The 25,608-nt window shown below is 35.3% G+C and carries 25 protein-coding genes; 9 read left to right on the top strand and 16 right to left on the bottom strand.

What is annotated here, in order from left to right; translation table 11 throughout:
• Positions 1-104: 104 nt before the first annotated feature.
• The 4 genes from Ana3638_RS13225 to kduI all read right to left on the bottom strand — a co-directional run bounded on the left by Ana3638_RS13225 (position 105) and on the right by kduI (position 3,305).
• Entirely contained in the window at positions 105-545 is a 441-nt protein-coding gene (locus Ana3638_RS13225; protein ID WP_161838446.1) for a DUF3788 domain-containing protein, read from the bottom strand.
• 206 nt (positions 546-751) lie between these two features.
• Complete coding sequence (locus Ana3638_RS13220) at positions 752-1,546, bottom strand: DUF7402 domain-containing protein (protein ID WP_161838445.1); 795 nt, start codon at positions 1,544-1,546, stop codon at positions 752-754.
• Positions 1,547-1,566: 20 nt separating this feature from the next.
• Positions 1,567-2,370 (bottom strand): gluconate 5-dehydrogenase, encoded by an 804-nt coding sequence (locus Ana3638_RS13215; RefSeq protein ID WP_161838444.1) that lies wholly within the window; start codon positions 2,368-2,370, stop codon positions 1,567-1,569.
• A gap of 71 nt (positions 2,371-2,441) precedes the next feature.
• Positions 2,442-3,305: a 5-dehydro-4-deoxy-D-glucuronate isomerase gene (kduI, locus tag Ana3638_RS13210; RefSeq protein ID WP_161838443.1), complete on the bottom strand. Its 864-nt coding sequence runs from the start codon at positions 3,303-3,305 to the stop codon at positions 2,442-2,444.
• 467 nt (positions 3,306-3,772) lie between these two features.
• Here kduI and Ana3638_RS13205 point away from each other — a divergent pair, with 467 nt between their 5' ends.
• Together Ana3638_RS13205 and Ana3638_RS13200 are read left to right on the top strand one after the other, a co-directional pair.
• Positions 3,773-4,627 carry a helix-turn-helix domain-containing protein gene (locus Ana3638_RS13205; protein ID WP_161838442.1) on the top strand — a complete coding sequence of 285 codons (855 nt, stop codon included), beginning with the start codon at positions 3,773-3,775 and terminating at the stop codon, positions 4,625-4,627.
• A gap of 352 nt (positions 4,628-4,979) precedes the next feature.
• Positions 4,980-5,420 carry a C40 family peptidase gene (locus Ana3638_RS13200; protein WP_246240206.1) on the top strand — a complete coding sequence of 147 codons (441 nt, stop codon included), beginning with the start codon at positions 4,980-4,982 and terminating at the stop codon, positions 5,418-5,420.
• Positions 5,421-5,520: 100 nt separating this feature from the next.
• Here the strand turns inward: Ana3638_RS13200 and Ana3638_RS13195 are convergent, their stop codons facing one another.
• From Ana3638_RS13195 to Ana3638_RS13170, 6 genes are all read right to left on the bottom strand, one after another.
• Complete coding sequence (locus Ana3638_RS13195; protein ID WP_246240203.1) at positions 5,521-6,549, bottom strand: LacI family DNA-binding transcriptional regulator; 1,029 nt, start codon at positions 6,547-6,549, stop codon at positions 5,521-5,523.
• On the bottom strand, positions 6,536-8,080 hold the full coding sequence (locus tag Ana3638_RS13190) for a glycoside hydrolase family 32 protein (RefSeq protein ID WP_161838440.1): 1,545 nt from the start codon (positions 8,078-8,080) through the stop codon (positions 6,536-6,538). The genes Ana3638_RS13195 and Ana3638_RS13190 overlap by 14 nt, the downstream gene beginning before the upstream one ends.
• Positions 8,081-8,311: 231 nt before the next feature.
• Positions 8,312-8,875, bottom strand: coding sequence for a MarR family winged helix-turn-helix transcriptional regulator (locus tag Ana3638_RS13185; protein WP_161838439.1), 564 nt, complete (start codon positions 8,873-8,875; stop codon positions 8,312-8,314).
• Positions 8,876-9,385: 510 nt separating this feature from the next.
• A complete protein-coding gene (locus Ana3638_RS13180) occupies positions 9,386-10,642 on the bottom strand; it encodes an alkaline ceramidase (RefSeq protein ID WP_161838438.1) in 1,257 nt (418 codons plus the stop codon).
• A gap of 489 nt (positions 10,643-11,131) precedes the next feature.
• On the bottom strand, positions 11,132-11,449 hold the full coding sequence (locus tag Ana3638_RS13175; protein ID WP_202621493.1) for a nucleoside triphosphate pyrophosphohydrolase family protein: 318 nt from the start codon (positions 11,447-11,449) through the stop codon (positions 11,132-11,134).
• An 82-nt stretch (positions 11,450-11,531) separates the two neighbouring features.
• A complete protein-coding gene (locus Ana3638_RS13170) occupies positions 11,532-12,044 on the bottom strand; it encodes an NAD(P)H-dependent oxidoreductase (RefSeq protein ID WP_161838437.1) in 513 nt (170 codons plus the stop codon).
• Between the two features lie 274 nt (positions 12,045-12,318).
• Between Ana3638_RS13170 and Ana3638_RS13165 the strand changes: the two genes are divergently transcribed.
• The 7 genes from Ana3638_RS13165 (at position 12,319) to Ana3638_RS13135 (ending at position 20,911) form a co-directional block, all read left to right on the top strand.
• Positions 12,319-13,314 (top strand): leucine-rich repeat protein, encoded by a 996-nt coding sequence (locus Ana3638_RS13165; RefSeq protein WP_161838436.1) that lies wholly within the window; start codon positions 12,319-12,321, stop codon positions 13,312-13,314.
• 109 nt (positions 13,315-13,423) lie between these two features.
• Positions 13,424-14,809 carry a vWA domain-containing protein gene (locus Ana3638_RS13160; RefSeq protein ID WP_246240200.1) on the top strand — a complete coding sequence of 462 codons (1,386 nt, stop codon included), beginning with the start codon at positions 13,424-13,426 and terminating at the stop codon, positions 14,807-14,809.
• Positions 14,799-16,310 carry an ATP-binding protein gene (locus tag Ana3638_RS13155; protein ID WP_161838435.1) on the top strand — a complete coding sequence of 504 codons (1,512 nt, stop codon included), beginning with the start codon at positions 14,799-14,801 and terminating at the stop codon, positions 16,308-16,310. Before Ana3638_RS13160 ends, Ana3638_RS13155 begins: the two co-directional genes overlap by 11 nt.
• A gap of 111 nt (positions 16,311-16,421) precedes the next feature.
• Positions 16,422-17,231: a MerR family transcriptional regulator gene (locus Ana3638_RS13150; protein WP_161838434.1), complete on the top strand. Its 810-nt coding sequence runs from the start codon at positions 16,422-16,424 to the stop codon at positions 17,229-17,231.
• 112 nt (positions 17,232-17,343) lie between these two features.
• Positions 17,344-18,084 (top strand): CPBP family intramembrane glutamic endopeptidase, encoded by a 741-nt coding sequence (locus tag Ana3638_RS13145; RefSeq protein WP_161838433.1) that lies wholly within the window; start codon positions 17,344-17,346, stop codon positions 18,082-18,084.
• Positions 18,085-18,382: 298 nt separating this feature from the next.
• Positions 18,383-19,456 (top strand): methyltransferase domain-containing protein, encoded by a 1,074-nt coding sequence (locus Ana3638_RS13140; RefSeq protein ID WP_161838432.1) that lies wholly within the window; start codon positions 18,383-18,385, stop codon positions 19,454-19,456.
• A 171-nt stretch (positions 19,457-19,627) separates the two neighbouring features.
• Positions 19,628-20,911, top strand: coding sequence for a LysM peptidoglycan-binding domain-containing protein (locus Ana3638_RS13135; protein WP_161838431.1), 1,284 nt, complete (start codon positions 19,628-19,630; stop codon positions 20,909-20,911).
• A 182-nt stretch (positions 20,912-21,093) separates the two neighbouring features.
• On the opposite strand, the gene Ana3638_RS13130 is transcribed toward Ana3638_RS13135, so the two are convergent.
• From Ana3638_RS13130 to Ana3638_RS13105, 6 genes are all read right to left on the bottom strand, one after another.
• On the bottom strand, positions 21,094-21,384 hold the full coding sequence (locus Ana3638_RS13130; protein WP_161838430.1) for a hypothetical protein: 291 nt from the start codon (positions 21,382-21,384) through the stop codon (positions 21,094-21,096).
• Between the two features lie 267 nt (positions 21,385-21,651).
• Complete coding sequence (locus Ana3638_RS13125) at positions 21,652-22,446, bottom strand: energy-coupling factor ABC transporter ATP-binding protein (RefSeq protein ID WP_161838429.1); 795 nt, start codon at positions 22,444-22,446, stop codon at positions 21,652-21,654.
• On the bottom strand, positions 22,443-23,294 hold the full coding sequence (locus Ana3638_RS13120; protein WP_161838428.1) for an energy-coupling factor ABC transporter ATP-binding protein: 852 nt from the start codon (positions 23,292-23,294) through the stop codon (positions 22,443-22,445). Before Ana3638_RS13120 ends, Ana3638_RS13125 begins: the two co-directional genes overlap by 4 nt.
• Positions 23,282-24,058 (bottom strand): energy-coupling factor transporter transmembrane component T family protein, encoded by a 777-nt coding sequence (locus Ana3638_RS13115; protein ID WP_161838427.1) that lies wholly within the window; start codon positions 24,056-24,058, stop codon positions 23,282-23,284. Before Ana3638_RS13115 ends, Ana3638_RS13120 begins: the two co-directional genes overlap by 13 nt.
• Before the next feature lie 179 nt (positions 24,059-24,237).
• On the bottom strand, positions 24,238-24,840 hold the full coding sequence (locus tag Ana3638_RS13110; protein WP_161838426.1) for an ECF transporter S component: 603 nt from the start codon (positions 24,838-24,840) through the stop codon (positions 24,238-24,240).
• On the bottom strand, positions 24,837-25,595 hold the full coding sequence (locus Ana3638_RS13105; protein ID WP_161838425.1) for a nucleoside phosphorylase: 759 nt from the start codon (positions 25,593-25,595) through the stop codon (positions 24,837-24,839). The genes Ana3638_RS13110 and Ana3638_RS13105 overlap by 4 nt, the downstream gene beginning before the upstream one ends.
• Between the last annotated feature and the right edge of the window lie 13 nt (positions 25,596-25,608).

Genomic DNA, 25,608 nt, shown 5'->3' with positions numbered 1-25,608 from the left:
CAATTCCATGTAAGCTCTCCATTTTTCTGTATACTTAGGAGGTCTGTAACTATATTTCCAACGTTTTTTGTTAACGTTATCTCTTACTGTTTTTTTTGTTAACGTTATCTCTTACTGTTTTCTTTTGGTTTTACCCTTATTTGTATCAGGTTAATCACATCTTGTAAAACAGATTGCTCCGATACCTGCAGCATCAGCCATCGTCCGCCTAATGAAAATGCGGTATTTTGATATATGGTTTTTGTATATTCACTGCAGGAAGGAATGAGCATATCGGCTTCAACTGCTTCCTTATTACCGATTACAACAAGAGCTATAAAACTATTTTGCATAGGATAAAGGGTACATAAAGATTTACCGCTTTTTTGATATTTTACATTCCACCCCGGCTGCATCGAGCAGCGGCTGTATGATAATTTAGGAAAAATATCATAAGCCTCCTGTAAATAAGTATTTAAACCCTGCCATAATTCATTATTTACATATTCATCTATCTGCTTGAAAGCAGGTTGGTTATCCGAACCGTATAATATACTCCATTCCATATGATACCTCCTCAGAAATCTACAGGCTTTAAAGGCCACTAAAGTAATGAAATTCTGAAATTCGAAATAATACTGTGTATAAATGATTATTCTATATATCAATTTTTTACCAATTATTTAGATTATAACACAAGAATAAAAAAATCCAAAGCAACTGCCCTGGATTTTTAGATTATTTTATATATTTAAAGTTCTATTACTTTAACTCAGATTGAAATATCCGTACCGTATATTTCAATCTGAGTTAAAGCTGGAAATGGCGACGGATCCTCCGATTTGATTAATTCGGATAATTGTACCCAGCTTATCTGCATTTTTTCAAAGCGGATTTCATGAGGGCGGTCACTTTTATCTAACTCGGCAACAATAGATTTTCCATTGGAAAAGGTTAAGGTTACCGATTTCCACCAGTTATCATGAGGAAAATCTGCTCTGGTATAAAGTAAAACACAATCTGCTTCCACAGTCCTGCCAAATTCCACCTTAATAGCCGCATCCTCCTGTTTGTTTATTCCCCAGGAAGCATAAGGCCAATTTCCGTGACTGTCATTTATCGTAATCCCGTCAATCGCATTTTTAGCTGCAAATACTGACTCTCCTCGGGTCTCAACATTAGCGGATGCATGGGGATAACAATTTACAGTACCATGCTGATCGTATATATTAACTGCCAGGTTTCGGTAAGCTTTATATTCGAACTCTTTTGCAGCTTTTACGGTTAATAAGTGTTTATTACCCAAAAATGCTTTCGGGGATAAATTAAAACGTTTTTCTCCAAACGGTATTTCGTAACAAACCTCACCGGTTATAAAGGTAAGTGATTTACCCAATGCATCATCAAATTGAAGCCATACATAAATATTTTCTTTGGAAGTTTCTAAGATTAACTTATCTCCCGGGCAATATTCCCTTTGACAAAAAAGGTTTACTTCACCTGTGCCCTGGTTACTGGCGATAATGCTATTTTCCCGGTCTAATACTTTTAGTACAAATTCTGGCATATTTTTCTCCCTATATCTAATTATTGAGGCTGTTTTCCAATATAGGCTAAGATACCGCCATCAACATAAAGTACATGCCCGTTTACAAAATTAGAGGCATCCGATGCCAGAAACACTGCCGGTCCTTCTAAGTCTTCCGTTGTTCCCCAGCGGGCAGCAGGAGTTTTGGCAATAATAAATTGATCAAAAGGATGCCTGCTGCCGTCTGCCTGCAATTCACGCAGCGGTGCTGTCTGGGGCGTAGCTATGTAACCCGGTCCGATACCGTTACACTGGATGTTAAACTCACCGTATTCGGAAGCAATGTTTTTAGTCAGCATTTTTAATCCGCCTTTGGCTGCCGCATAAGCGGAAACTGTTTCACGGCCCAGCTCACTCATCATGGAACAGATATTAATAATTTTACCATGACCTTTTTTGATCATACCGGGAATGACTGCTTTCGATACGATAAACGGTGCATTCAGGTCCACATCAATCACCTGCCTGAATTGATCTGCCGTCATTTCACACATGGGAATACGCTTAATGATTCCTGCGTTATTCACCAGGATGTCAATCACGCCTGCTTCCTTATCAATGGCTGCTATCATCTTAAGTACCTGTTCTTCATTTGTAACGTCACAAACATAACCATGAGCTTCAATACCCAATTCCTTATATGCTTTTAATCCTTTATCCACTAATTCCTGATTAATGTCATTAAAACAAATAACCGCACCGGCATCTGCATATGCACTGGCGATTGCAAAACCAATTCCGTAGGACGCTCCTGTAATTAAAGCTATTTTACCCTTTAAAGAAAATTGATTTAATATACTCATATTTACCTCCATTGTACGTTATATCATAATAACTGTTGGTTGCATAATAAAACCCATAAACTGATTTTATCTTATCTGAGATCGCGGTTATTTACTGCATCCATATCGCCAAATTCCTGATTCTCACCAACCATTCCCCAGATAAATGTATATGCTCTGGATCCGCTTCCGCTATGAATGGACCAGCTTGGTGAAATAACAGCTTCTTCATTTCTTACCACAATATGCCTTGTCTCTGTTGGTTCTCCCATATAATGCATAACAAAGGCATCTTCCGGTATGCCAAAATATAAATAAACTTCCATTCTTCTGTCATGGGTATGACATGGCATGGTATTCCAGACACTGCCCGGCTTTAAAGAGGTCATTCCCATAACCAGCTGGCAGCTCTTAACCTGCCCCGGCAGAATATATTTGCATATGACACGGTGATTGGATTCTTCCAGACTGCCCAGTTCAACTTTATTTTCCTCTTTGATAATAACAACGCCGTCTTCCTCTTTCCCCTCCCTTTTAATCAATACAGTGGGATAAGATTTATGTGCAGGCGCACTGTTAAAATAGAATTTTGCCGGATCGTTTCTATCCTCACTGGTAAAGGAAATCTCCCTGGAACCCATACCTGCATATAATCCTTCCATAAAACGGACTGTGTATTTTTTGCCGTCGATCATAACAGTTCCCGTTCCCCCGATGTTAATAATTCCAAGCTCTCTTCTTTCTAAGAAGTATTCACAGTGAAGTTCTTTTCCGGAAGATAAACCCAAGATTTTATTTACCGGCGTAGCTGCTCCTGTAATAATGCGGTCAATATGGCTGTATACCATTTTGATTTCATCCGCTGTAAACAGATTTTGAATTAAGAATTCTTCTCTTAGCCGGTCCGTTGTGTAAGTCTTTATGTCTTTTGGTGATACTGCTGTTCTAACTTCCATTTTAATACCTCCTGTATGTTTCGATAACCAGATTTATATATCTATTTGCTGCGAGTTATTATGGAATTTCCATTCCTTATAAACCAATTATAGCATATGATATTTTCTCTTTCTTGTAATATATTACATAAAATCTTGCAAATATTGAACAGTGTGATATACTGGAATTATTCATAGTGTAATTATTGGACTGAATATAAAAATAAAAGACTCAAACGGTAATCAAGTCTTTCGGATTGATTTCTGACGTACGGTCATTTGTACCCAAAAACCAGAATTTATTGCCAGGTAATTACGAAACTAGATTATTGTATTTATATGCCATGCATTAATACAATTTCAGAGCTGAATTTTGCCCCTGAAGGTAACTGATGCTATGAAACTTGTATTAATTGTATGGTATATTCAAATAATCTTCGAGTTTCGCAATAACCTAAGAAATTATTGTTTTAAGAAAGGAAAAAGAAATGAAAGCATACAGTACCTGTAAAGCAGCAATGGATTCTTGTATCGAAAATAAAAACTTTGCAATCGCTCATTTATATAATGACGAAAAACCTATGAATATGCATATTCATGACTGCTATGAAATCTATTATTCCATATCCGGTGGTAAACAATTTTTAATTGATAACCGGTTTTATAATATTCAGCCCGGAGATATTTTCTTTATAAACCAATACGAAAGCCACCATTTAATACAGATCGACCAGGAAATACATGAAAGGATCGTTCTTTCCGTATATCCCGATTATTTAAAAACCCTATCATCTTCAGAAACAGATTTGAATTACTGCTTTTCCAGAGACTTAACCGAGCTGCATAAACTCACCTTAAGCTCGCAGGATCAAAAACGCTTTTTATATTATATACATAAAATTTTAAGCACAAATGGCTTTGGAGCGGATTTAATCGAACAATCCGCCTTTGTAGAGTTAATGGTTTTTTTAAACTGCTTATTCCGGAGTAAGCAAAAATTGTATGATTCCAATGACGAGTCCCTGTATCACGAACAGGTTGACCGGATTCTTACATACATTAATCAAAATATACAGGCACCTCTTACCATTAATGAATTGTCCGAACATTTCTTCCTTAGTACTTCTTATATTTGCCGTATCTTTAAACTGGCTACCGGTACTACTATAAACAAATATATTACGGCCAAACGTATTACCATTGCCAAGTCCCTCCTGTCAGAGGGTTACACCGTGAATGAAGCAAGCGAAATGTGCGGATTTAATGATTACAGTAATTTCTTGAAATCCTTTACTAAAGCAGTCGGCATAACCCCTAAGAAATATGCCAGATTTACTTTATAATAACCTGCATTAAGGTACTTTAATATAACTCTTTTATGGTATAACTCTTTTATGGAAAGAACATTTTCATATGAACGAGAAACAAGCTATTCTGCCACATTGTAACAACTTTCGACATTTAAACATAAGATAAATTGAAATAATATAAGATATCCGAACTACGTAAAAAGGCAAGGCTATAAGTGGTGATTTATCAATTTATATTATTTCTTTTCTTTTAAACAAAATATTCATATGGGCTAAAAAGACAGGAATTTGTGAAACAGTTATTAATTGTATGGGATTTTCGGAAAACTATATAGTTTTGCAATTACCTGGCTGTATTAAGATAAGAAAGGAGAGTGAAAATGAATTGAAATCTAGTAAAATCAATACCTTGACTTGTTTTATCTTTCCTTACAGCGCATCTGAAATGACAAAGAATGATTCCTCCGGCATCCGTAAAGAAATCGTGGCTTATGCACTGCAATTTGTAGGTAATCCGTACGTATGGGGAGGAACCAGTTTAACAAATGGATCTGATTGTTCCGGATTTACGCAATCCGTTTTTAGAGATAAAGGGATTACTATACCAAGGACATCAAAAATGCAGGCAGCAGGAGGGAAAGATATTTCACTTTCCCATATAAAACCTGCTGACTTATTATTTTATAAGAAAAACGGTGTTGTTAATCATGTTGCAATATATATCGGAGACAGCAAAGTAATTTCCGCCGGCAGTCCAAGTACAGGTATCCGGGTATTAGATTATAATTACAGAAAACCTTATAAAGCAGTCAGCTATATTGACTGACAGAACAAGAGGGTGTTACAAAATAGCCTTATCCGGCTGTTAATTTTGCAACATCCCCCACCATACAGATAAAATATAGAACTATTTGTTTCATAGGCTCTTATCTGGTAGTTCCGCCGTCTACAAAGGAAACCGGTAAGATTGTAAGTTCATCTACAGGTTCTTTATTGATTAATTTCATCAAATGATTTACGCTGGTAACGGCCATATCTTTTACCGGCTGTTTAATGCTGGATAATTGATATGCTCCTACATTTAAAGCTCTCAATCCATCATATCCGATTATCTGGACGTCCATAGGAATATTAAGACCCATTTTCTTTAATTTTTCGATTATAATCTGTCCTAAGGAATCTGAACTTGTAAAAATTCCATCATATAAAAATTTACCATTCTTCATACATTGTTCCAGAAAACAACAGACTTTATGTTCCGTCTCTCCGCCCTTTTCAAGCGTAGTTTCTTCCCCGAACTCCTTAGTACAGTAATCGATTCCGGCTTTTTCACAAGCATCTATAAAACCTTTTCCTCTTTTTAAGGTTTCACCGTTAATGTTGGAACCGTTTCTTATAAAGACAATATTTTTACAGCCTGTTTCAATTAACTTTTCTGCGGCTATTTTGCCGCCACGATAATTGTCACTGGCAACGCAGCAGACTTTCGGCTTAAAATGACGATCGATGGAGACAATGGGTAAATCATCTCTTAAATATTCATCACTATTACTGTAGGTTACACATATAAGTCCATCCACTTTATTTTGCTTTGCCATATTAATATAAGCGATTTCCTTTTCTTTCTTACAATATGAATTACAAATTAGTAATTTATAATTCATTTCCGAAAGTGCCTGTTCCACGTAATTTACCAGCAAAGCGAAAAAAGGGCTGATCAGATCGGGAACAATTATTGCAACCGTATTGGTCCTTTGTGCTTTTAATCCTCTCGCATAAGTATTGACCTGATATCCTAACCCCTTAATTGACTGCTCCACTTTCTCTTTATTGGCAACAGTAACATAGATATTATTAAGTACTTTGGATACGGTACCTACGGAAACGCCGGCATCTTTAGCAACATCTTTTATGGTAATCACATTACGAACCCCCATCTCTTTAGTCTGCTGCAAGTTTACACATCTCTTTTGTAATACCATTTCCGGTTTCCATTATTTTTACAGATTTTCCAAGTATATTTTCTTCCACTTCCACCGCACCGTACACCGTTCCGTCGTTACAAAGGAATTCTATAACCTCTTGATCCAGGATTAATGTAAGCTCTTGTTTCACATTTCTGCCAAGAGAAATGACTGTAACTTCACTGTCATTCTCTTTTGTATTAATCATTAACCGGTTTAATTTTAACTGTATGGTTATCTCGGTATTACCGATTTGAAGTCTTGTTTCTCCTTCCGCAGAGTTATCCCAGCAAAACTTAATACAGGCCGGAATTCCTTTTAATAATACTTCCTCTTCATTAAGCAGCTGATACGTACCCTCCAAACGTTTAAATTCCTTGGTCGGTTGTAATTTTAAACGTATTCCATCAAACGTTTCAGTGAGAGATAATTCCATAGGAAGGGACATTAAGCCACAGTAATTTCCCCTGTGATTTTTCATCCGAAGCCAAGCTACACTGATAACTCTATCCCTGGTTCCGGAATAAGTCTGAGCCGCATAAGCCAACTTTGTACCGTATGCATTTAAGACTCCGGTTTCCGCTTGAAACGTATAACCGTCAAAAACGCCTAATACATAATAACCATCAGCTGACCAGAACACCCATTTAGTTTTGGAAGTCATATCCACCGGCAGTTCAAATAAATCCGGACATTCCCACATTCCATCAAAATGTAGTCTCTGGGTTTCTTCCCACTGAATCAGGTCATTGGAACGGAAAACAGCAAAATCATAACCATCTAAATACAACACCATAATATAGGCACCGGTTTGTTTATGATAAAATACTTTAGGGTCCCTGTTTTCCTTTATGATGTGATCCATACAAAAACGTTCTGATTTTATTAAGGTGTTACCGCCATCTACAGAATATGCCATTCTCTGGGTAAATGGAATATCCTTTTTCTTAGACCATTCATTAGTCCCTCCGGCTGCCGTATAATAATAAATATGTGCATCTTTGCCATAACTTAATTTATCAGAACTATCTATAATACCGCTTCCTGAAAAGATTGTACCATTGTGGTCCGGATAAAGGGCTACCGGTTTATGTTCCCAATGAATTAAATCCTTGCTTACCGAGTGTCCCCAATGCATATTGCCCCAGACAACACCATAGGGATTCCTTTGGTAATATAAATGGTAAAGACCGTCTGCAAAAAGTAGTCCATTGGGGTCATTATGCCATCCTATCTCCGGTGTAAAATGAAGTTTCGGGCGGTAAGCATAAGAGTAATCCGGTTTTTCTTCTCTGAAAAGAAATGATCCGGCAGATACTTCCCCATTTTCACTTAATATAGTGAGTTCCTTACCTATCCACTTAGATACCTCCAGTGAAACGTAAAAATCACATTCCCTGTTTCCTAAACAAATATCTATTTCCTGAAACTTTTCCCCTTCTGCATAAAAATGCAGCTTAACCTGTTTTGAATTTACGGATACCGGCAACCATAAAAATTGATTTGTAACTTTTAAATTCAAGCTAAAGCCTCCCATTTTAAAAGATATTTGTTTCCCGTTTTTATTTTCACTGATTTATTTTTATCTCTGATAAAAAATGAATCGTTTCATACATACTACTATACTGCAATTATTAAGTCAATCATTCTCCCAGAGCAGCTCCGACTAAATAAAATGAGGGCGTAACGCAAAATAATACCCTATATAATATCAATGATATTTAAACTGAATATAAATAATTGAGAAATTACGTTATAACAAATAGGAAGGCATGTTGCTCTGTCTGCTTTCCTGTTGCTTTTTATTCTCTTTCCGACCGGATTTTTGATGCTTTTCTGTATTTAATTTATCCTCTCCAAGGGATATATCCTTAATCTTCCCATTTGTATTCTCCATATATGCTGAAAGCTTTTGTATCATATCAGATAATTGTTCCTTTTCATTTTCTGACAAAGTATTGAAAATAGAGTTCAAAAAATCTGCCGTAATTCCACTAATGGAATCAGCCGTGGTTTTACCTTTATCCGTAAGATAAATGCGCATAATACGGCGGTCTTTTTCATCCTGACTGCGTAGGATCAATCCTGTTCGTTCCATTTTTGTTAACATCTCCGTCATGGAAGATGGACGGATATCCAGCTGCTCTGCAAGTTCTTTCTGGCTGGCTCCGTTATTCTTTAAAACCAATTGAAGCAAGCCCGCCTGTCCCTGATAAATGTCGTGGTTTCCCTGCAGATTAAATTGTGCTGCTCGAAACATCTGACGGTATAATTTCATAAATGACCGATACAAATTATTGGGATCTGTTTTCTGCATATATATTTTCCTTTCAAAGCAATTTTATTTAGGTACCTAATTAATTCTATTCTAAAATTTCATTTTTTATTTGTCAATAAATTCTGTTAGATACTTATTTGATTCACCAATCAATATATTAGGTACCTAATTATATTGATTGGTTATTGATCTCCCGTATTGTTCTATATCTTACGTGGCAAGAAAAAAAGTGCTGCAATTTTGAATAAATTGCAGCGCTTTATAAATTTACTACTTAATTGACATACTAAATGCAGTCTGCCACCTGGCTAATTTATATGTTTTAACATAGTTCTATTTTTGCTTTTTTAATAATGTAAGAGTAAGATTAACCTCGTCATGTGGTATTTTTTTCAACCCATCAATCCAAAGAAGTTCTCATTCAAAATGACTGATGCCATTTCAAATGGAGTATGACATTAAGGCTTTTTCTTGAATAACTGTTTACGTGATTTACTGCTGAATCAAAATTATCTCTATAACTTGGAATTTGTAGTGCTCCCATTATGCTTATACTGTGCAATTTTTCAGCCGTTTCCACTCCCTCACCACCAAATCGACAATTTGGTCAGCCGTTTCCGCACGGTACGGCATAACATGACCGTTATACTTATGATTTATAAAATTACTTTCAATCACTTCATATCCGCCTTTGTACCATTCCTCCCGGCTGGGAAGATACCCTGTGCATCCGTTTGTATAGCCGTTTAAGAATAACAATGGATTATTCGCGCGGTCTTGAGCGTCAAGAGCAAGTTCACAAAATATTTCTTCCGAAACGCCGCATATACAGCCTTTATTCAATTTTAAAAAGCTGATTTCAGCAGTAAATTCCTGTGTCTTTTCACCCTTGAATCTTAACTCCTCACAGGATTGCAACCATTCTGACACATATTGCGTAGGATAATCAGCGGCAATCTTTTCTGCTTCTTCTTTTGACGGAACATCAGCAATAAAGGTCATCTCTCTTGAAAACATCTGAATATTCTTTATCTCTTCTAAATCAAAATGCAGTTTTTTTACGTCTTCGGACAAAATGCCCGCAACTTTGATTAAATCATCATCCCCGCCTTCACCTATTTTATTTGTACCAATTGCTTTAATATTTCCCGCCGCACCTTGCAAAAACATAATCGGATACCCATAATAATCCTGTAATTTCTTACGGGCAACGCCGATAAAATCGTTTGAAACATTAAGGTTTTTCGTCGGAAGCATGTTATTATGTGTTGCGATTCGCACTATCAAAGCAATCGGCTTGCTATTGTCCGCGCTGGCTATCATCAGCCCGCCGAGCCGGTTATCCGTAATAGTACCACCATTTCTGCGATTTTCCCCTATTTCAGAGGTGGTCAACGCCCAGCCAATTTTACACGCAGAAAAATTTATCTTTGCGATTTCCACACACGCTACTATCCGCTTGCAGAGAAAATCAAAATATCTCTCGCCGTTGAGCCCAAACGGCGTCGGTTCAGGAGCGGAATGTGTATGCGAAAAATTAAGCATAATATGAGAAATTTCCGTACTTAATATCTCCGCTGTTTTCAAGCGTATAATCTTAGCAAGCGGAACAGTCAAACCAAGGTTATCTATGGCAATCAAACAAAAAATTTCATTTCCTGCTTGAAATAATAAAACTTGAGCATAAAGTCTATCCAATATGCCCTGAGAATTGTCGGGCCGGTAACGCCCTACGAGTGTTGTTTGATATTCAGGCGTTATGTCAATTTGTGAAAACGCCGCTTTATAACTTTTCTCTTCTTTCATCCGCTAATCTCCCTCTTAATATAAATAATCTGTAGTTCAAAACTTCCCGTTAAATTCAGATTTGATATGTATCATTCATTGTTAAATGGTTTTCGCCATTTAAACCGATAGCGAATAATATTCTTAATTATATAATAAGCACAACGTAAATACTACCACTATTTAACAGATGCGACCGCCTGGTTAATTTATATGTTTTAACATAATTCTACTTTTTCTTTTTTAATAATGCAGGGGTAAGATTAACCTCGTCATGCGGTATCTTTTTCAACCCCATCAATTCAAAGAAGTTCTCATCGAAAATGATTGATGCCATTTCAAATGGAGTCCGACCATTAAGGCTTTTTCTTGAATAACTATTTACGTGATTAACTGCCAGAAGTAAACCATCCTGAGTCAACTCATCAAAGGATGTACCGTTGGGCAGTATCTTTCTAAGCTCTACATGGTCTTTCTCAATACCACCTTTTTGCCAAAGATACTCTGTTTCTAATTATTTGGCTTAAATTCGATACCAGAATTATACTTTTTGTTATTCAGATTTTCTTTTATGGGTATCCACTTTTCTAAATCAATATCATAGCAGTTTGCAATTGCCAAGGCATAATATATGACATCCCAGATTTCTTCCTCTTTAGTACCCTTTATTTCAGCTTCAGTAGCAGGTGCAACATTTTTTCGCATAACCTTAGAGAGTTCACCTACTTCTTCTGATAATTTTAAAAAATAATCTTTAACCATATCAGGGTTATTATCTTTTGATTTTATATATTCTTGCAAGTATTTTATTGTAATGCTTCCATTCATAAGTTTTATTACCTCATAATATTATTTTTCTGTAACTAATGTGTATTAATAATCCTTTCAATAGGCTTATTAGATTGACAAATTATAGGTTTTTCAAAATATCTATAACATACTTTGTAACATCATTGTCATATTTTTCGTTTGGGTTAATTTCGTTATTTATATAATTCTCATAATTTGGAATATCAAAACGGTAATCATTCATTAAATATTTTTGAAACAAAGTTTTAATCGGTCTTTCATCACATATTTTAGTTGAGCAATAATATACTATTGCTGTCTTTTTTCCTAATAGTGGTTTATTAGAATTTAGATAAGAAACATCAAGTAACCTTTCCATCAAAGCAACAAATTTTGCAGGATAAGGACAATATACGGGTATAACAAGTAGTACTACATCGGCAGAAACCATTCTTGCTAAAATATTTTCAAACATATCATTCTCATAAAGTGGAGTCAATGTAGGTGATACATTCATTTCTGCTAATCTAATAAAATCAAAATCATGCGGCATATCAAGATTTTTAATTGCCGTTTCAATTTCTTTATTTTTTCCTTCGATTTTATGTGAGCCAAAAACAACTGAAACTTTCATTTCTTTTCCCCCTTAAATATAAATTCATAGCTTCGCAACCACTACCGATAGCGAACAATATTCTTAATTATATAATAAACACACAGTAAATACTACCATTATTTAACAGATGTATTTTAATCAATATTGCTAAAGTAAATGCAGTTCTTTTAATTACTTTACCTTAAAACATAAAAATTATTTGCTAAAAAACATCCGTTTCTATATAATATAGAAAGGAAATAATTTGATAAAATAATTCGAAGATAATAACAATTTCGAAAGGATAATTAAGTTGAATCAGGATAGCACCGATCTTGAATTACATATACAATATACTATTAGGGATGATGATATTACCATTATCTCTTGTAAAGGTTATGGGACTGCAGTGACTTTACCTGCTTATATCAAAGGATATCCTGTTAAGAAAATCGGAGCGTATGCTTTCTCAGATCCTGCTAGGGCATTTCAAATATTTAAAGGCAGGACAGAAATTCTTGAAGAAAGAATCACAGGTTTCAAAGTTCCCGGCAGTAAGAAAGAGTACATTTATGGGCAGAGGTTACAGGAGATTACTTTACCGGCCGGTCTGGAAGTAATAGACGGATATGCATTTTATAATTGCAAAGAACTGAAAAAGATCAATATGTCTGGCGGAAGGATTCGAATAGAAAACGGTGCTTTTATGAACTGCGAAAAGCTGGTTTCTATTAATGTAAAAGCAAAACCGGATGATATAACCGGGGTAAGGGGAATTTTAACGGAACTTACAAGTGAATTGTGTATAACATTTACCGATAAGGAGGAAAAAGGAGTATTTATTTTCCCGGAATATTATGAGGAATCCATTGAAAATATATCTGCAAGGGTCTTTCAGTATCAACTGCATGGGGCAGGTTACCGTTATCGCCAATGTTTTGATCAGGGAAAGCTGAATATTACGGAATATGATATGGTTTTTCAACTGGAAGAGATTCAGACAATTCATGAAACAGCTTTAAACATTGCTTTTCTAAGACTTAAATATCCCTACAAATTACAGGAAAGTATAAAAGAACTGTATTTGGGTTATATATCCAAACATATTGAGAAAGCCGTCAAATTCATGATTCATCAGGATAATACAAATGGCCTTATTCTTTTAACCGGTCTTGGAATTATGTCTGAGAAAATCTATACTGAAACCTTGGAAGAAGCGGTCAGGACAGGGCATAAGGAATGTGCCGGGATTTTATTAAAAGAACGTCTGCATCATTATCCGCCAAGGGAGAAGAAGTTTGAATTATAACAGTAAATTAAGATAAAAATGTTAAAAAAATATATTAGGAATGTAATTACTTAATCAGTATATCAGAAAGAGACGTCTGTAACACATCAGTGAGGAGATGTGTTATGCAATGGGTGTTATTATGGAAGAAGACAGAGAAAAACAACTGCAGAAAGTAGGAAAAACCATATTGACAGAAGCCAGGTCAGAATTAAGCCTGTATATGCGGTTTTTAAATCTTCCTTTAAGCAGCTTACAATATGAAAATAAACCAGGGATAAAATTTTTAGGTACGGACGGGGTGGAGCTTTATTATGATCCCGATATTTTAATTGACCGTTTTCGAAACAACCCCATTCTTATTAACAGAACTTATCTTCATGTAGTTCTTCACTGTATTTTCCGCCATCTGTTTAAACCCCACCGGGAACATAAAGGGATTTGGGACCTTGCCTGTGACATTGCCATGGAGTATATTATTGACGGAATAAGATATCGGTGTGTCAGGTATCCATCCTCCAGATTCCGCCTGGTTTTCTATGAAAATCTTACGAATAAATTTAAAGTCCCCACTGCGGAAAAAATCTATGGATTACTCCTTGATCTTGACATGGCTCCTATGGATTTAGAGCAGCTGGAGATGGAATTTCGAATGGACGACCATTCTTTTTGGCCGAACACGGATCAAACCCCAAATCCGAACATGGAATCGTTAGAGCAAAAATGGAAAGATATCAGTGAAAAGATGCAAACTGAGATGGATACCTTTTCCAATGAGGAAACCGAAAATTCTGAATTACTAAAAGAAGAAGTAAAAGTGGAGAATCGGAAGAGATATGATTACCGTAATTTTTTAAGAAAATTTGCCGTTCTCAGAGAAGAACCGGTAGTTGACATTGATTCCTATGATACTTTTCTGTATACCTATGGGTTACAGCTTTATGGCAATATGCCTTTAATTGAACCCCAGGAAACGAAAGAAACAAAGAAAGTAGAAGAAATCGTCATTGCCATCGATACTTCTCTATCCTGTTCCGGTGAGCTGGTGAGAGAGTTTTTAGAACAGACGTATACTGTCTTAAAGGAAAGCGAAAGTTATTTCCGAAAAATAAATATACATATTATCCAATGTGATGAAGAGGTACGTTCCGACCGGAAAATCACCAGCCAGGAAGAATTAAAAGATTATATGGATCATTTTGAATTAATTGGAAACGGTGGAACAGATTTTCGCCCGGTATTTGATTATGTGAATCAACTGATTATACAAAAAGCTTTTACAAGTTTAAAGGGGCTAATTTATTTTACGGATGGGCAGGGGACATTTCCAAAGTCAAGACCGCCTTATGATACGGCTTTTGCATTTCTAAGAGAAGATTATGAAGATGCTTTGGTTCCGCCCTGGGCAATAAAGCTGATCATCGAACCGGAGGAATTACAGCAAAGCTATAAAAAAGGAAATTTGATCAATTTAAAGGAAAATGACAGCAGGGAGGCGTCTGATAATGAATATTAAACGTGCAAAAGAAGAGATAAAAAATACCGTTAAAGTATATCTGGCGAAAGATGAATATGGTAATTACCGTATTCCTTATTTAAGGCAAAGACCGATTCTGCTGATCGGACCTCCGGGTGTGGGTAAAACCCAGATCATGGAGCAGGTGGCAGGGGAATGTAAGGTTGCCTTAGTAGCGTATACCATTACCCATCATACCAGGCAAAGTGCGGTAGGGCTCCCTTTTATCCAGAAAAAATTATATAACGGAAAAGAATACTCTGTAACGGAATATACCATGAGTGAAATTATTGCATCGGTTTATGACAAAATCGAACTTACAGGGTTAAAAGAGGGTATCCTCTTTATTGATGAGATAAACTGTGTATCGGAGACCCTGGCCCCTACCATGCTGCAATTCCTGCAGTACAAATCCTTTGGTAACCGTAGAATACCTGAGGGATGGATTATTATTACGGCCGGCAATCCTCCGGAATATAACCGTTCCGTACGTGATTTTGATACGGTAACCCTTGACAGGGTGAGAAAAATAGATATCGAACCGGATCTATCATCCTGGAAAGAATATGCGTACAAGCAGGGGATCCACGGTTCCATCATTTCTTATCTTGATATTCGGAAGGAAAATTTTTACCGTGTTGAAACAACTCCTGACGGTACCTTTTTTGCAACTGCCAGGGGCTGGGAAGATCTTTCGGAAATGCTTTTAACTTGTGAGAAACTTAAACTTCCGGTTACGGAAGATTTGGTTATCCAATACATTCAATATAATTCCATTGCAAGGGATTTTGCAAATTATTATGAATTATATAATAAATACAAAGAAGTTTATTCCATAGAGGAAATATTAAAGGGAAATATCACGCAAAATGCTATCGCAAAGATCGGGCGGGCTCCTTTTGATGAGAAACTGAATGTTATCGGGCTTCTTTTAAGCAGCTTGAATGATAAATTTAAAGAAGTTTACCAGATGGATTTATATGTGGATAGGTTATTTAACTGTTTAAAAGAATGGAAACAGCAGATATTTGAACAGGAAGAAAAAGGAGTTCCGGAAGAATTTTTTAAGAAGCTGTTAGAACAGGAAGAAGAGAAGCTTGCACAATTAATTGAAAGCGGACAGTCAACCAGGACGGAAACAACCGTATCAAACCGAATCGGAGGAAGCCTAAAACGGTATGCTGCCGAGTTAAAAAGTAAAACAGTGGAAGAACCGGCAAGAGCTTTTGAACTGGTAAAACTTCTTTTTGATGAAGATACCAGGAGACGTAAGGATAATATCTCCGAAACCTCAGAAGCTTTGGAACATGTCTTTGAATTTATGGAAACAGCTTTTGGTGAAAGTCAGGAAATGGTTATTTTTGTAACGGAACTTACGGTGAACTTTTACAGTTCAAAGTTTATCGGGGAATATGGAAGTGAGATGTATACGAAATACAACCGAAGCCTGTTATTTGAAGAAAGACATAAGGAGATCATAGAAGAAATTAATAAATTATGAGAGTAGAATTAAGCGGTTTATAAAACTATACATGCAGAGCATATAATTGATTTGAAGCACAGGTGCGGTCTGCCCTTTGGAGCAGTCAATCATATTACGGAGGAATCTTTAATGGGTCACACAGATAACAAATATGATACCTATACCATAGGGCAGGTTTCAGCAATAACCGGAATATCAAGAGACCGTTTAAGATATTATGAAGAAAAAGGATTGCTTTTACCCGACCAAAATAATGATAACAATTATAGAAACTATACGATATGTGATATTGATAAGGTCCTTTCCATAGAATTTTATCTCTCCATGAATCTGAGCATGAAAGAAATCGGCAGTATATGGGCAGGTGACAGTTATGAAGAAATTTCATCCGTTTTAGGAGAAAGAGAAAAAGAAATTACTAAAAAAATAGATGAACTGCAGAATTATCTTGTTAATATTCGGAAAGGAAAAGAGGCCTGTGACAGGATTGCAAAGAATTTAAACCAATTTTCCATACAGGTTATGCCTGCTTTTGAAGTATTAGGTGAAATGTCTGACTATAGGGCTTATAAAGAATATGAAAATATACATAGAAATAAAAATGAGCTGAGGGGAAAACCAATCATCCATAGTATAAAGAGAATGTTAACCTATTCGGAAAAAGGTATTGAAAGTAATAAGATGTTAATTACCCGGAACGTAAGTAAGAGTACTTCTGAAAATAATAAAATAATCTCTTTTGATAAATGCCTATATACGATTGTGGAAGATTCCATTAATAAAGGTGATATCATGCAGGATATGTTTCATAAATGTTATAGTTATGCAAATGAAAATCAATTGAGCGGAAAAGGTTTTGTGATAATAAGTATGCTTTTAATTACAGTAAATCATGGAAACGCAAAATCCTATCTGGAGGTATTTGCTCCAATTGAATAAAAAGGTATTGACCTTGGGATGATACCAAGGTTTATAATCTCCAAGAAAGCAAAGAGAACAATCACCAATTTAACTTGAGTGACTGTAAATTAAAAATCTTGGAGGTAATCAAATGACAGATAATAAGATACGACAGTTATCCCTGCCCAAATTACTTTTATATGTGTTTATTCCTGCCCTACTAATCTTTGGAACTTATTCTTTGGCGACTCAATTTCGGGCAATCATTCCGCCTTTCTTAAGCTTTATGGTAATTATTTTAGTGGTATTAATCCCTATTGAGATTGGTATAATCTTGTACTTTTCTAAAAAGGAAACGAACCAGTTCAATCTGTCCTGCGCATTTCTTAGGTGTGAAAAAATGCCGGTACATAAAACACTAGGGATATCGGTGGTGTTAATACTTATCGGAGGAATCGTATTTACTTTCATTTCACCATTAGAAAGAAATATAATGTTTCAAACCATATATCAAAATGTCCCGGAATATTTTAAACTCTCCGATTTCTTTGTACATTATAAAGATTATCCACGGTTTATTATCATAGTCAGTTTCTTATTATATGCTGTTTCTGATGGTATCTTGGGACCAATTGCGGAAGAATTGTATTTTAGGGGATTTCTTATGTCCCGGATTAGCCGCTTTGGCATAGGTGCTCCGGTTATCATTACGGTATTATTTTCTGCGTACCATCTGTTTTCTCCGTGGGAATTTTTTACGAGAATCATCGCCTGTTTACCTTTTATATATTGCGTTTATAAAACGAAAAACATTTATATAGGAATGATTGTTCATTGTTCACTAAACACGGCGAGTGTTATTATGGCTGTCCTCAGTGTGATAAAAAATTAAACAACTAAAATCAGATAGAAAGTTAAACCACCTGCGGGTATAATCTTGATATACTAAAATTTATGATAGAGTATGAATAAATGGTAAAACCAAATGGGTTACAAAGAATTTCGAAATTAATACATATTTAAATGTGTTCCAGATTTCAATTTGTATAGCTGATTTATCTTGTATCTGAAAGATAATGTGAACCGTCAGTTATTAATATTTTGAGCAATAACCTTGCATGAGTGAAACTAAAAGTGCAAGGAATTTTATTTATTCATCTACTATACTGTTTTTGAGAGGAGGGATACGTTTGAACTGGTTTGAACGAATAAACGAAGCATTTGACTATATTGAAGATCACTTAGATAACAACGTTGATTTAGAAAAAGTTGCGAATATAATGTGTCAATCTACAGTTAGTTTCCAGCGTACATTTTCTATATTTATGAATCTATCAATATATGAATATATTCGCAGAAGACGTATGACATTGGCTGCTATTGAATTACAAACAAATTCTATAAAAGTCATCGATGTAGCTTTGAAATATGGTTATGAATCTCCAGAGGCATTTACGCGCGCTTTTAAAGAGATTCACGGGATATCACCATCGGCAGCACGTAAAAAAGGTGTTCAGCTTAATCTATTTCCACGTATCACTTTTCAAATCACAGTAAAAGGAGATATTGAAATGGATTACGAAATGGATAACAAGTGTGAACAAATTGTCAACCTTAAAGGATATAATTGGGCTATTGATCCATCACCACAACTTAAACCTGTCGATAACTGCATTTACTTAGCAAATAAATGGAGGGAATTAGGTTATGTTGATCTTTTAGATTTAGGAACAGGACTTGGCCGCCATGCTATTTATTTTTCAAAACAAGGGTTTAACGTAACCGCAATGGATATTTCTGAATATGCTGTTCAGTACTTAAAAACATGGGCTGCAAAAGAAAATCTGCTTATAAATGCAGAGGTTGGTGATATGTTATCTCTCCATTACTCCAATCAATCGTTTGACTGTATCTTTGCTTACCATGTTATATCTCATACCGATTCAATTGGCATGAAAAAAGCAATTTCAGAAATTGAAAGGGTACTTAAACCAAATGGTGAGGTATATTTATCATTTTGCTCAAAAGAAAGTACAGAATTTATGGAGAATAGCTCTAATAAATTAGATAAAAATACTCTTATAAGCCGCGATAAACTTGAAAAAGGTCTACCACATTTCTATGCCGACTTAAATGATATCAAAGAACTTTTAGCAAATTTTAAGATAGAACTCATAAAACATACAGAGTATTTCTACAGTGACTTCAACCCGGATAACCATCGAAGGGAAAAGTTCTATTATGTTAATGCAATCCTAAAGTAATACGCATATCAACTATCAATATAAGGTTGATGGGTTTTTTACTACACTAAATTAAATTTACCCATTATCAGATAAATAAGTTTTCAATTGGGCAGTAGATCATAATAATTTAATAGAATAATTTTGTAATAAATCATATATTATTAAAGTAAATTAATAATGAGGCATTCCATGATAATACATGTCGTTCAGATAGGTGATACCATACAGTCAATCGCTGATTATTACGGAATATCCGTAATAAGGTTAATTCAAGATAATGACTTGGAAGCTCCTAATCATTTAGTAATAGGACAATCGATAGTTATTGCGATACCTGAAATTACTTATACGATTAAAGAAGGTGATACTTTAGTAAATATAGCTAATTCGTTTGATGTTCCAGTAATGCAATTATTAATGAATAATCCTTTCCTTTCAAATAGAGAGTTTATATATCCAGGGGAAACTATTATAATCAGTTATAGTAAAAAAGGCAGTATGACAATACATGGAAATACCGCTCCAAATATTAATAGGGATATACTAATAAAAACCTTACCGTATCTGACATATTTATCAATTATAAATTTTACAGCCACAAAAGAAGGTGAAATAATTACTTATTATGATGATACGGAAATAATTAGTACGGCTAAAGAATTTGACGTAATGCCCCTTATGTTATTAACAACATTAACCATTCAAGGTACAGCTAATATAGGGATAGAATATGATTTATTATTAAATCAAGATTTTCAACAAAGATTTATAAATAATGCATTAGATATTTTAAAAACGAAAGGTTATTATGGAGTAAATATATCTTTTCAATATATTAATATCTCAAATATATTTTTATATAATCAATTCTTTACTCTAATAACAGATCGTTTAAATGCTGCGGGGTTTCATGTATTTGTAACAATTAATCCCAATATAAGTAATTTTAATAACAATGTTAGATTTGAAAGGGTTGATTATTCAAATCTGAATCAATTAGCACAAAATATAATTTTTATGAACTATAATTGGGCAAGTAATATTAGTCCCCCATCACCTATAAGTTCAGTCTATGATCTGGATGTTTTTCTGGGTTATGTAAATAATTTTATATCACCGGATAAAATAATTATAGGAATACCAAATATAGGATATGACTGGGAACTTCCATTTTTACCAGGCTTTTCAAGTGTATATTCTTTAACACTAAACAGTGCCATTGCTTTAGCGTGCAGTAATAATTCAACTATACAGTTTGACGAACCTTCACAAACGCCATACTTTCTTTATACTCAAGATAATATACAACATATCGTATGGTTTATAGATGCCAGAAGTATAAATTCTTTACTGGATTTGGCAATAAGTTATGAATTATATGGTGTGAGTATATGGAACATTACGGTCTATAATGCACAGCTATGGTTAATTATTAATTCACAATATGAAATAAAAAAAATTGTTATTGAATAACAACTTTTCCTGTTCAGATACATGCAGAAGTATATGGCTGGGTCCTATTGATTCGTTATAGCTTAGTTCAGAATCTTTCTTTATGGTGAACCGACTAAATTAAATTAGTATATTTTAAGCAGCGTAAAAATATACTCTGTATAAAATATACTATTTTTTAATACTTAACTGTGACAGACGCCTTAATTAATATAAAATATAAAATTATTAGTTATTGTATTAATAGTTATTTTATCACTATAATCAAACTTTTCTAAAAACATAACATCGATGCAATCTTTATCAATAAAGCTTTTAAAATCGTTTTTGTCCTTAATATGTATAGAATCTCCTGTATCACGAACTTCTAAATTCTCTACATTCAATGCACAAGACCATTGTATACCAGTTATATTGACAAATATATACCTTTTGTCGCAAATTGCATCTTTAAAAAGCTGAATCATTTCGTTATATGTTAATATTTTCCCCAATTAAGTATCCTCTACTTTCTTTACGATAGCTGCTTAGTTACACAAGATTACTCTTATATATATTATTTTCGTAGAAAGTTTATAAAAATTGGGGTTATGACAAAAAATAGGACATATTTACCATATTGTATAGATTTTTCCTTAAAATTTCAAAATAACATTAAATTCATTGATATATAGTTGGATTATAACATTAAAAGGAACAGTAGTTATCATAATCTTCTACCGTTCCTTGTTATTTATCTATACCTGTTACATTAATTTTTGTTAGTAAGCATTCCGAACAAATTCGTCTACATTTAAGAACTTCTCGTTAAGTCCCAGTTCATGGCAAAGCTTCATTACGTCCGGTTGTTCTAAGTATGCTTCTTTCAGTATTTCCTTTTGAGAAAATACATTTTTCGTTGTATCATCAAGCACCACTCTCCCGCCGGCAAATACTACTGCTCTTTCAAACACATCCGCCACAAAATTCATATCATGGATAATGGTAATAACTGTCTTCCCTTCATCGCGTAATTTACGGATAATGTCTTTAATCCGTTCTTTCCCCGCATAATCCTGTGCAATCGTAGGTTCGTCAAAGATTATAACCTCAGTATCCATTGCAAGAATGGAGGCGATGGCAACAAGCTTTCTTCTTGATAGTCCTAAATCATATGGATTGGCATTTATATGGTCAGAAAGACCAACAAGCTCCAAAGCCTGTTTTGCTTTTTCATTTGCCTTGTCCTTATTCATGCCAATTTGAAGCGGCCCAAACATAACTTCATCCAGTACTACATTTTTAAAAATTTGATCATTGGGATTTTGGAAAACCATACCAATATGTTCTGCCAGTTTAGCTACGGTCAGATCCTTTATCGTTTTCCCGTTTAAGAATATTTCTCCCTGGGTTGGCTTTAATAAACCTTTAAGCAGTTTAACAAAAGTTGTTTTACCCGCACCATTTTGTCCAATAATGGCGGTGGAGCGCTGATCAATCATAAAATCCATTCCTTTTAGGATTTCTTCTCCTGAGTGATAGGAAAAATGAAGGTTTTTAATTTCAATTGTACTCATACATTTCCCCTTTCCGGTCCCAATAAAGATTTTGCCTCCTTAAGTGTAACGGGATAACATCCGGTTTCTTCATTTTTCAGATTAAGCTTCCTGCAAATCTGGGTAAAAACCGGAGGTTCTACCCCATATTCCAATAAATCATCCCGGGAAAAGATAATCTGCGGAATATCGATTGCAATTAGTTTGCCATCATTTAATAGAACGACCCGGTCACTATAAGCCGCAATTTTTTCCATATTGTGCTCTACCATAATGATAGTGATTCCCTGTTTACTTAGTTTTTGAACGGCCTGAAATACTTCTTCTCTTCCCTGAGGATCCAGCTGGGAAGTGGGTTCGTCCAAAATAATGACTTCCGGTTTCATGGCGATGATGCTTGCAATCGCCATTCTCTGCATCTGGCCTCCGGATAAATCAAAAGGATAACGGTCACGGTATTTATCGATATCCAAAAGTTCCATTGCCTCATCAATTCGTTTAATCATTTCTTCTTTGGGTACTCCCATATTTTCAAGTCCAAAGGAGATTTCTTCATATACTGTTAATTTAGATCCTGTTACCTGATTAAATGGATTCTGAAAGATAATTCCCACCTTTTGACACAGTTCATCCACTTCGACCGTTTTCACTTCTACTTTATCGACAAATACTTTGCCGCCGTAAGCACCCTTATAAAAATTTGGTATGAGTCCTGCAATTGCTTGACACAGGCTGCTTTTTCCTGATTCATTCCTGCCAATAATTCCAATGAATTCTCCCGGTTTCACCTGGAAAGAAATATCATCCAGTGCAAGTTTGGTGCTGCCGGGATATCTATACTTCAGATGATCAATTACTATCTCAGCCATATTATTATCCTCCATACTAAAGCAGCAAGAATACTCAAAACCAAGGCAATCTGTATATAAATATCAGCACCTGTTTTTCTCTCATCATTTAAGAATGTTTTCTTATGCTTAGAATTAAATCCCCGGACTTCCAGCGCTAATGCTCTTTCCTTGGTATTAATCAGAGAACTCATGATTACAGGTGAAATAAGCGGAATAAACGCCTTGATACGCACAAAAAGATTCCCCTCCGTTTCCATTCCCCTGCTCCGTTGTGCATCTGTAATTGTACTCATGGTTTCCGTCATCTGCGGAATTATCTGAAACACGGAAATAAATACATAGCCAAACCGCGGTGAAAATCCTTTTCTTATAAAATTTTCAATCATATCCGATGGTTTTGTGGTAAGAATTAATACACAGAAACTCATTAATATATTTAACACATTGATTAAAATCCCAAGGGCAAAATAAACACCCTCTCTATAAAAAACAATCGGTCCTAAGTGAAAAAGAGGAATTGTATTACCAGCCCGGAAAATACCTTGTATAATCAGAACTGTCAAGAGGACAAAACCCGAAACTCCTAATACCGGTAAAGTTTTTCTCAATACCTTTCCGGAAAAAAGTAAAATGATGCTTATTATAATAAACCCTATGCCTGCCCATCTGCTTCCTAACAGGGCAGGCACAGTTATTGCTGCAATAATGTACATAATTTTACTTTCCGGAGCTAACAGATTGAGTTTTGTTCCCTTTTCCTCATATAAACTAATACTTTTCAATCGCCAACTCCCATCTGTGTACAAAAGCACACACTATTATCAAGAAATGAAAAACATGTTTTTTGTTTTTCATTTTACTCCGGCTAGTGTGCTTTTGCACACAATTTTTATAAAAACAATGAAAAACTGTTTTTTTTTTCATTTTACTCTGTCCAGTATGCTTTTGCACACATGCATTCTTAATCCAGACTTTCTACCTTATCGTCTCTTTGGTATAAAGAAACCAAACTTTTTGGTAAACTCTTAAAGATTGCAAATACGATAAGAACAACTGCTATTTTATCCGGCAGATCTACTACCAACTCATCAAGGAAAGAAGCAAACCATACCGGCATATTCTGTGCAACTGCCCAGGCGTATAGAGCATCGCCCCATACGTTTCCGGTTGTTCCTCCCCAAAATGCTACGTTTAACGGAGTGGAAATCACCACAGATACCAAACCTACAATAAGTGCTGTAATGATTGCACCTTTTATATTTTTCATAAACCCCTTATAAGCAAGTATTCCCACTGCTATACCAATACCTATATTCGTAAGGGCATAAACTGTTGATATGGGATCCATGGTCAGCCCATAAATAATATTGTTTGCCGCACCGCAGATGGCTCCTATAATAGGTCCTGCTAGAACTGCCGCCAGGCATGTTCCGATGGAATCCAACCAAAGGGGAAGTTTTAGTACACCTGCAAATAATTTGCCTAAATAATTAATACCAATGGCCGCCGGTATTAATACTAAAGTAACTGTGTTAAATTTTAAAGACCATAATTTACCTTTCATTTCATTCTCTCCTTTTCTCTCTTCTCTTCCAAAACAAAAGCTTCCAGTGCAACTAATATTTCGTTGCTTTCACCCTGCTTCATGGATACTTCTCCATCAACATAATTATTGATTTCATCCGTGAGATTCCCGTTATACTCCACCACAGTATTTAAAACAGATGCGGTTTTTACGCCCCTAAGGGAACCAATCACAAATAAAGCGGCAGTCTCCATGTCTGCTCCCATAATTCCTTTTTCAGACCAGTACTTATCGATCTCCTCCTCTCTGTCTGTGTAAAAACTATCATGACTTCTTGCCTTTCCAATATAAAAAGGAACCTTATTCTCCTTAGCCGCCTTAATTACATTAATCAATAGTTCCGTATCCGGTATAGCGGGATAAATGCTTTCAATATAAGCTTTCGAAGTTCCCTCATCTCTGACCGCTCCGTTTACCAGAAGTAAATCCCCAAGTTTCATTTTGGGGTCTAAAGCCCCGCAGCTGCCAATCCGTATCATATACTCCACACCGATATTATGCAGTTCTTCAACTGCAATTCCGGTTGAAGCACCACCCATACCGGTTGATACTGCCAATACTTTAACTCCTTTATAATAGCCGCTTACACTTCTAAGTTCCCTATTATAAGCAATTTCTTTTGCATCCGTTAAAAATGTTTTAATGTTATCAATCCTGCCCGGATCTCCCGGCATTATTGCATATTTAGCACTGTCCTCTACAGATAATCTGATATGTGCCTGTAATTCTGACATGGTTATCCTCCTT

The sequence above is a fragment of the Anaerocolumna sedimenticola genome (assembly GCF_009931695.1).
GTDB lineage: Bacteria > Bacillota > Clostridia > Lachnospirales > Lachnospiraceae > Anaerocolumna > Anaerocolumna sedimenticola.
Note: the sequence above shows the minus strand (reverse complement) of the source record. Positions and strands in the feature narration are given on the sequence as shown.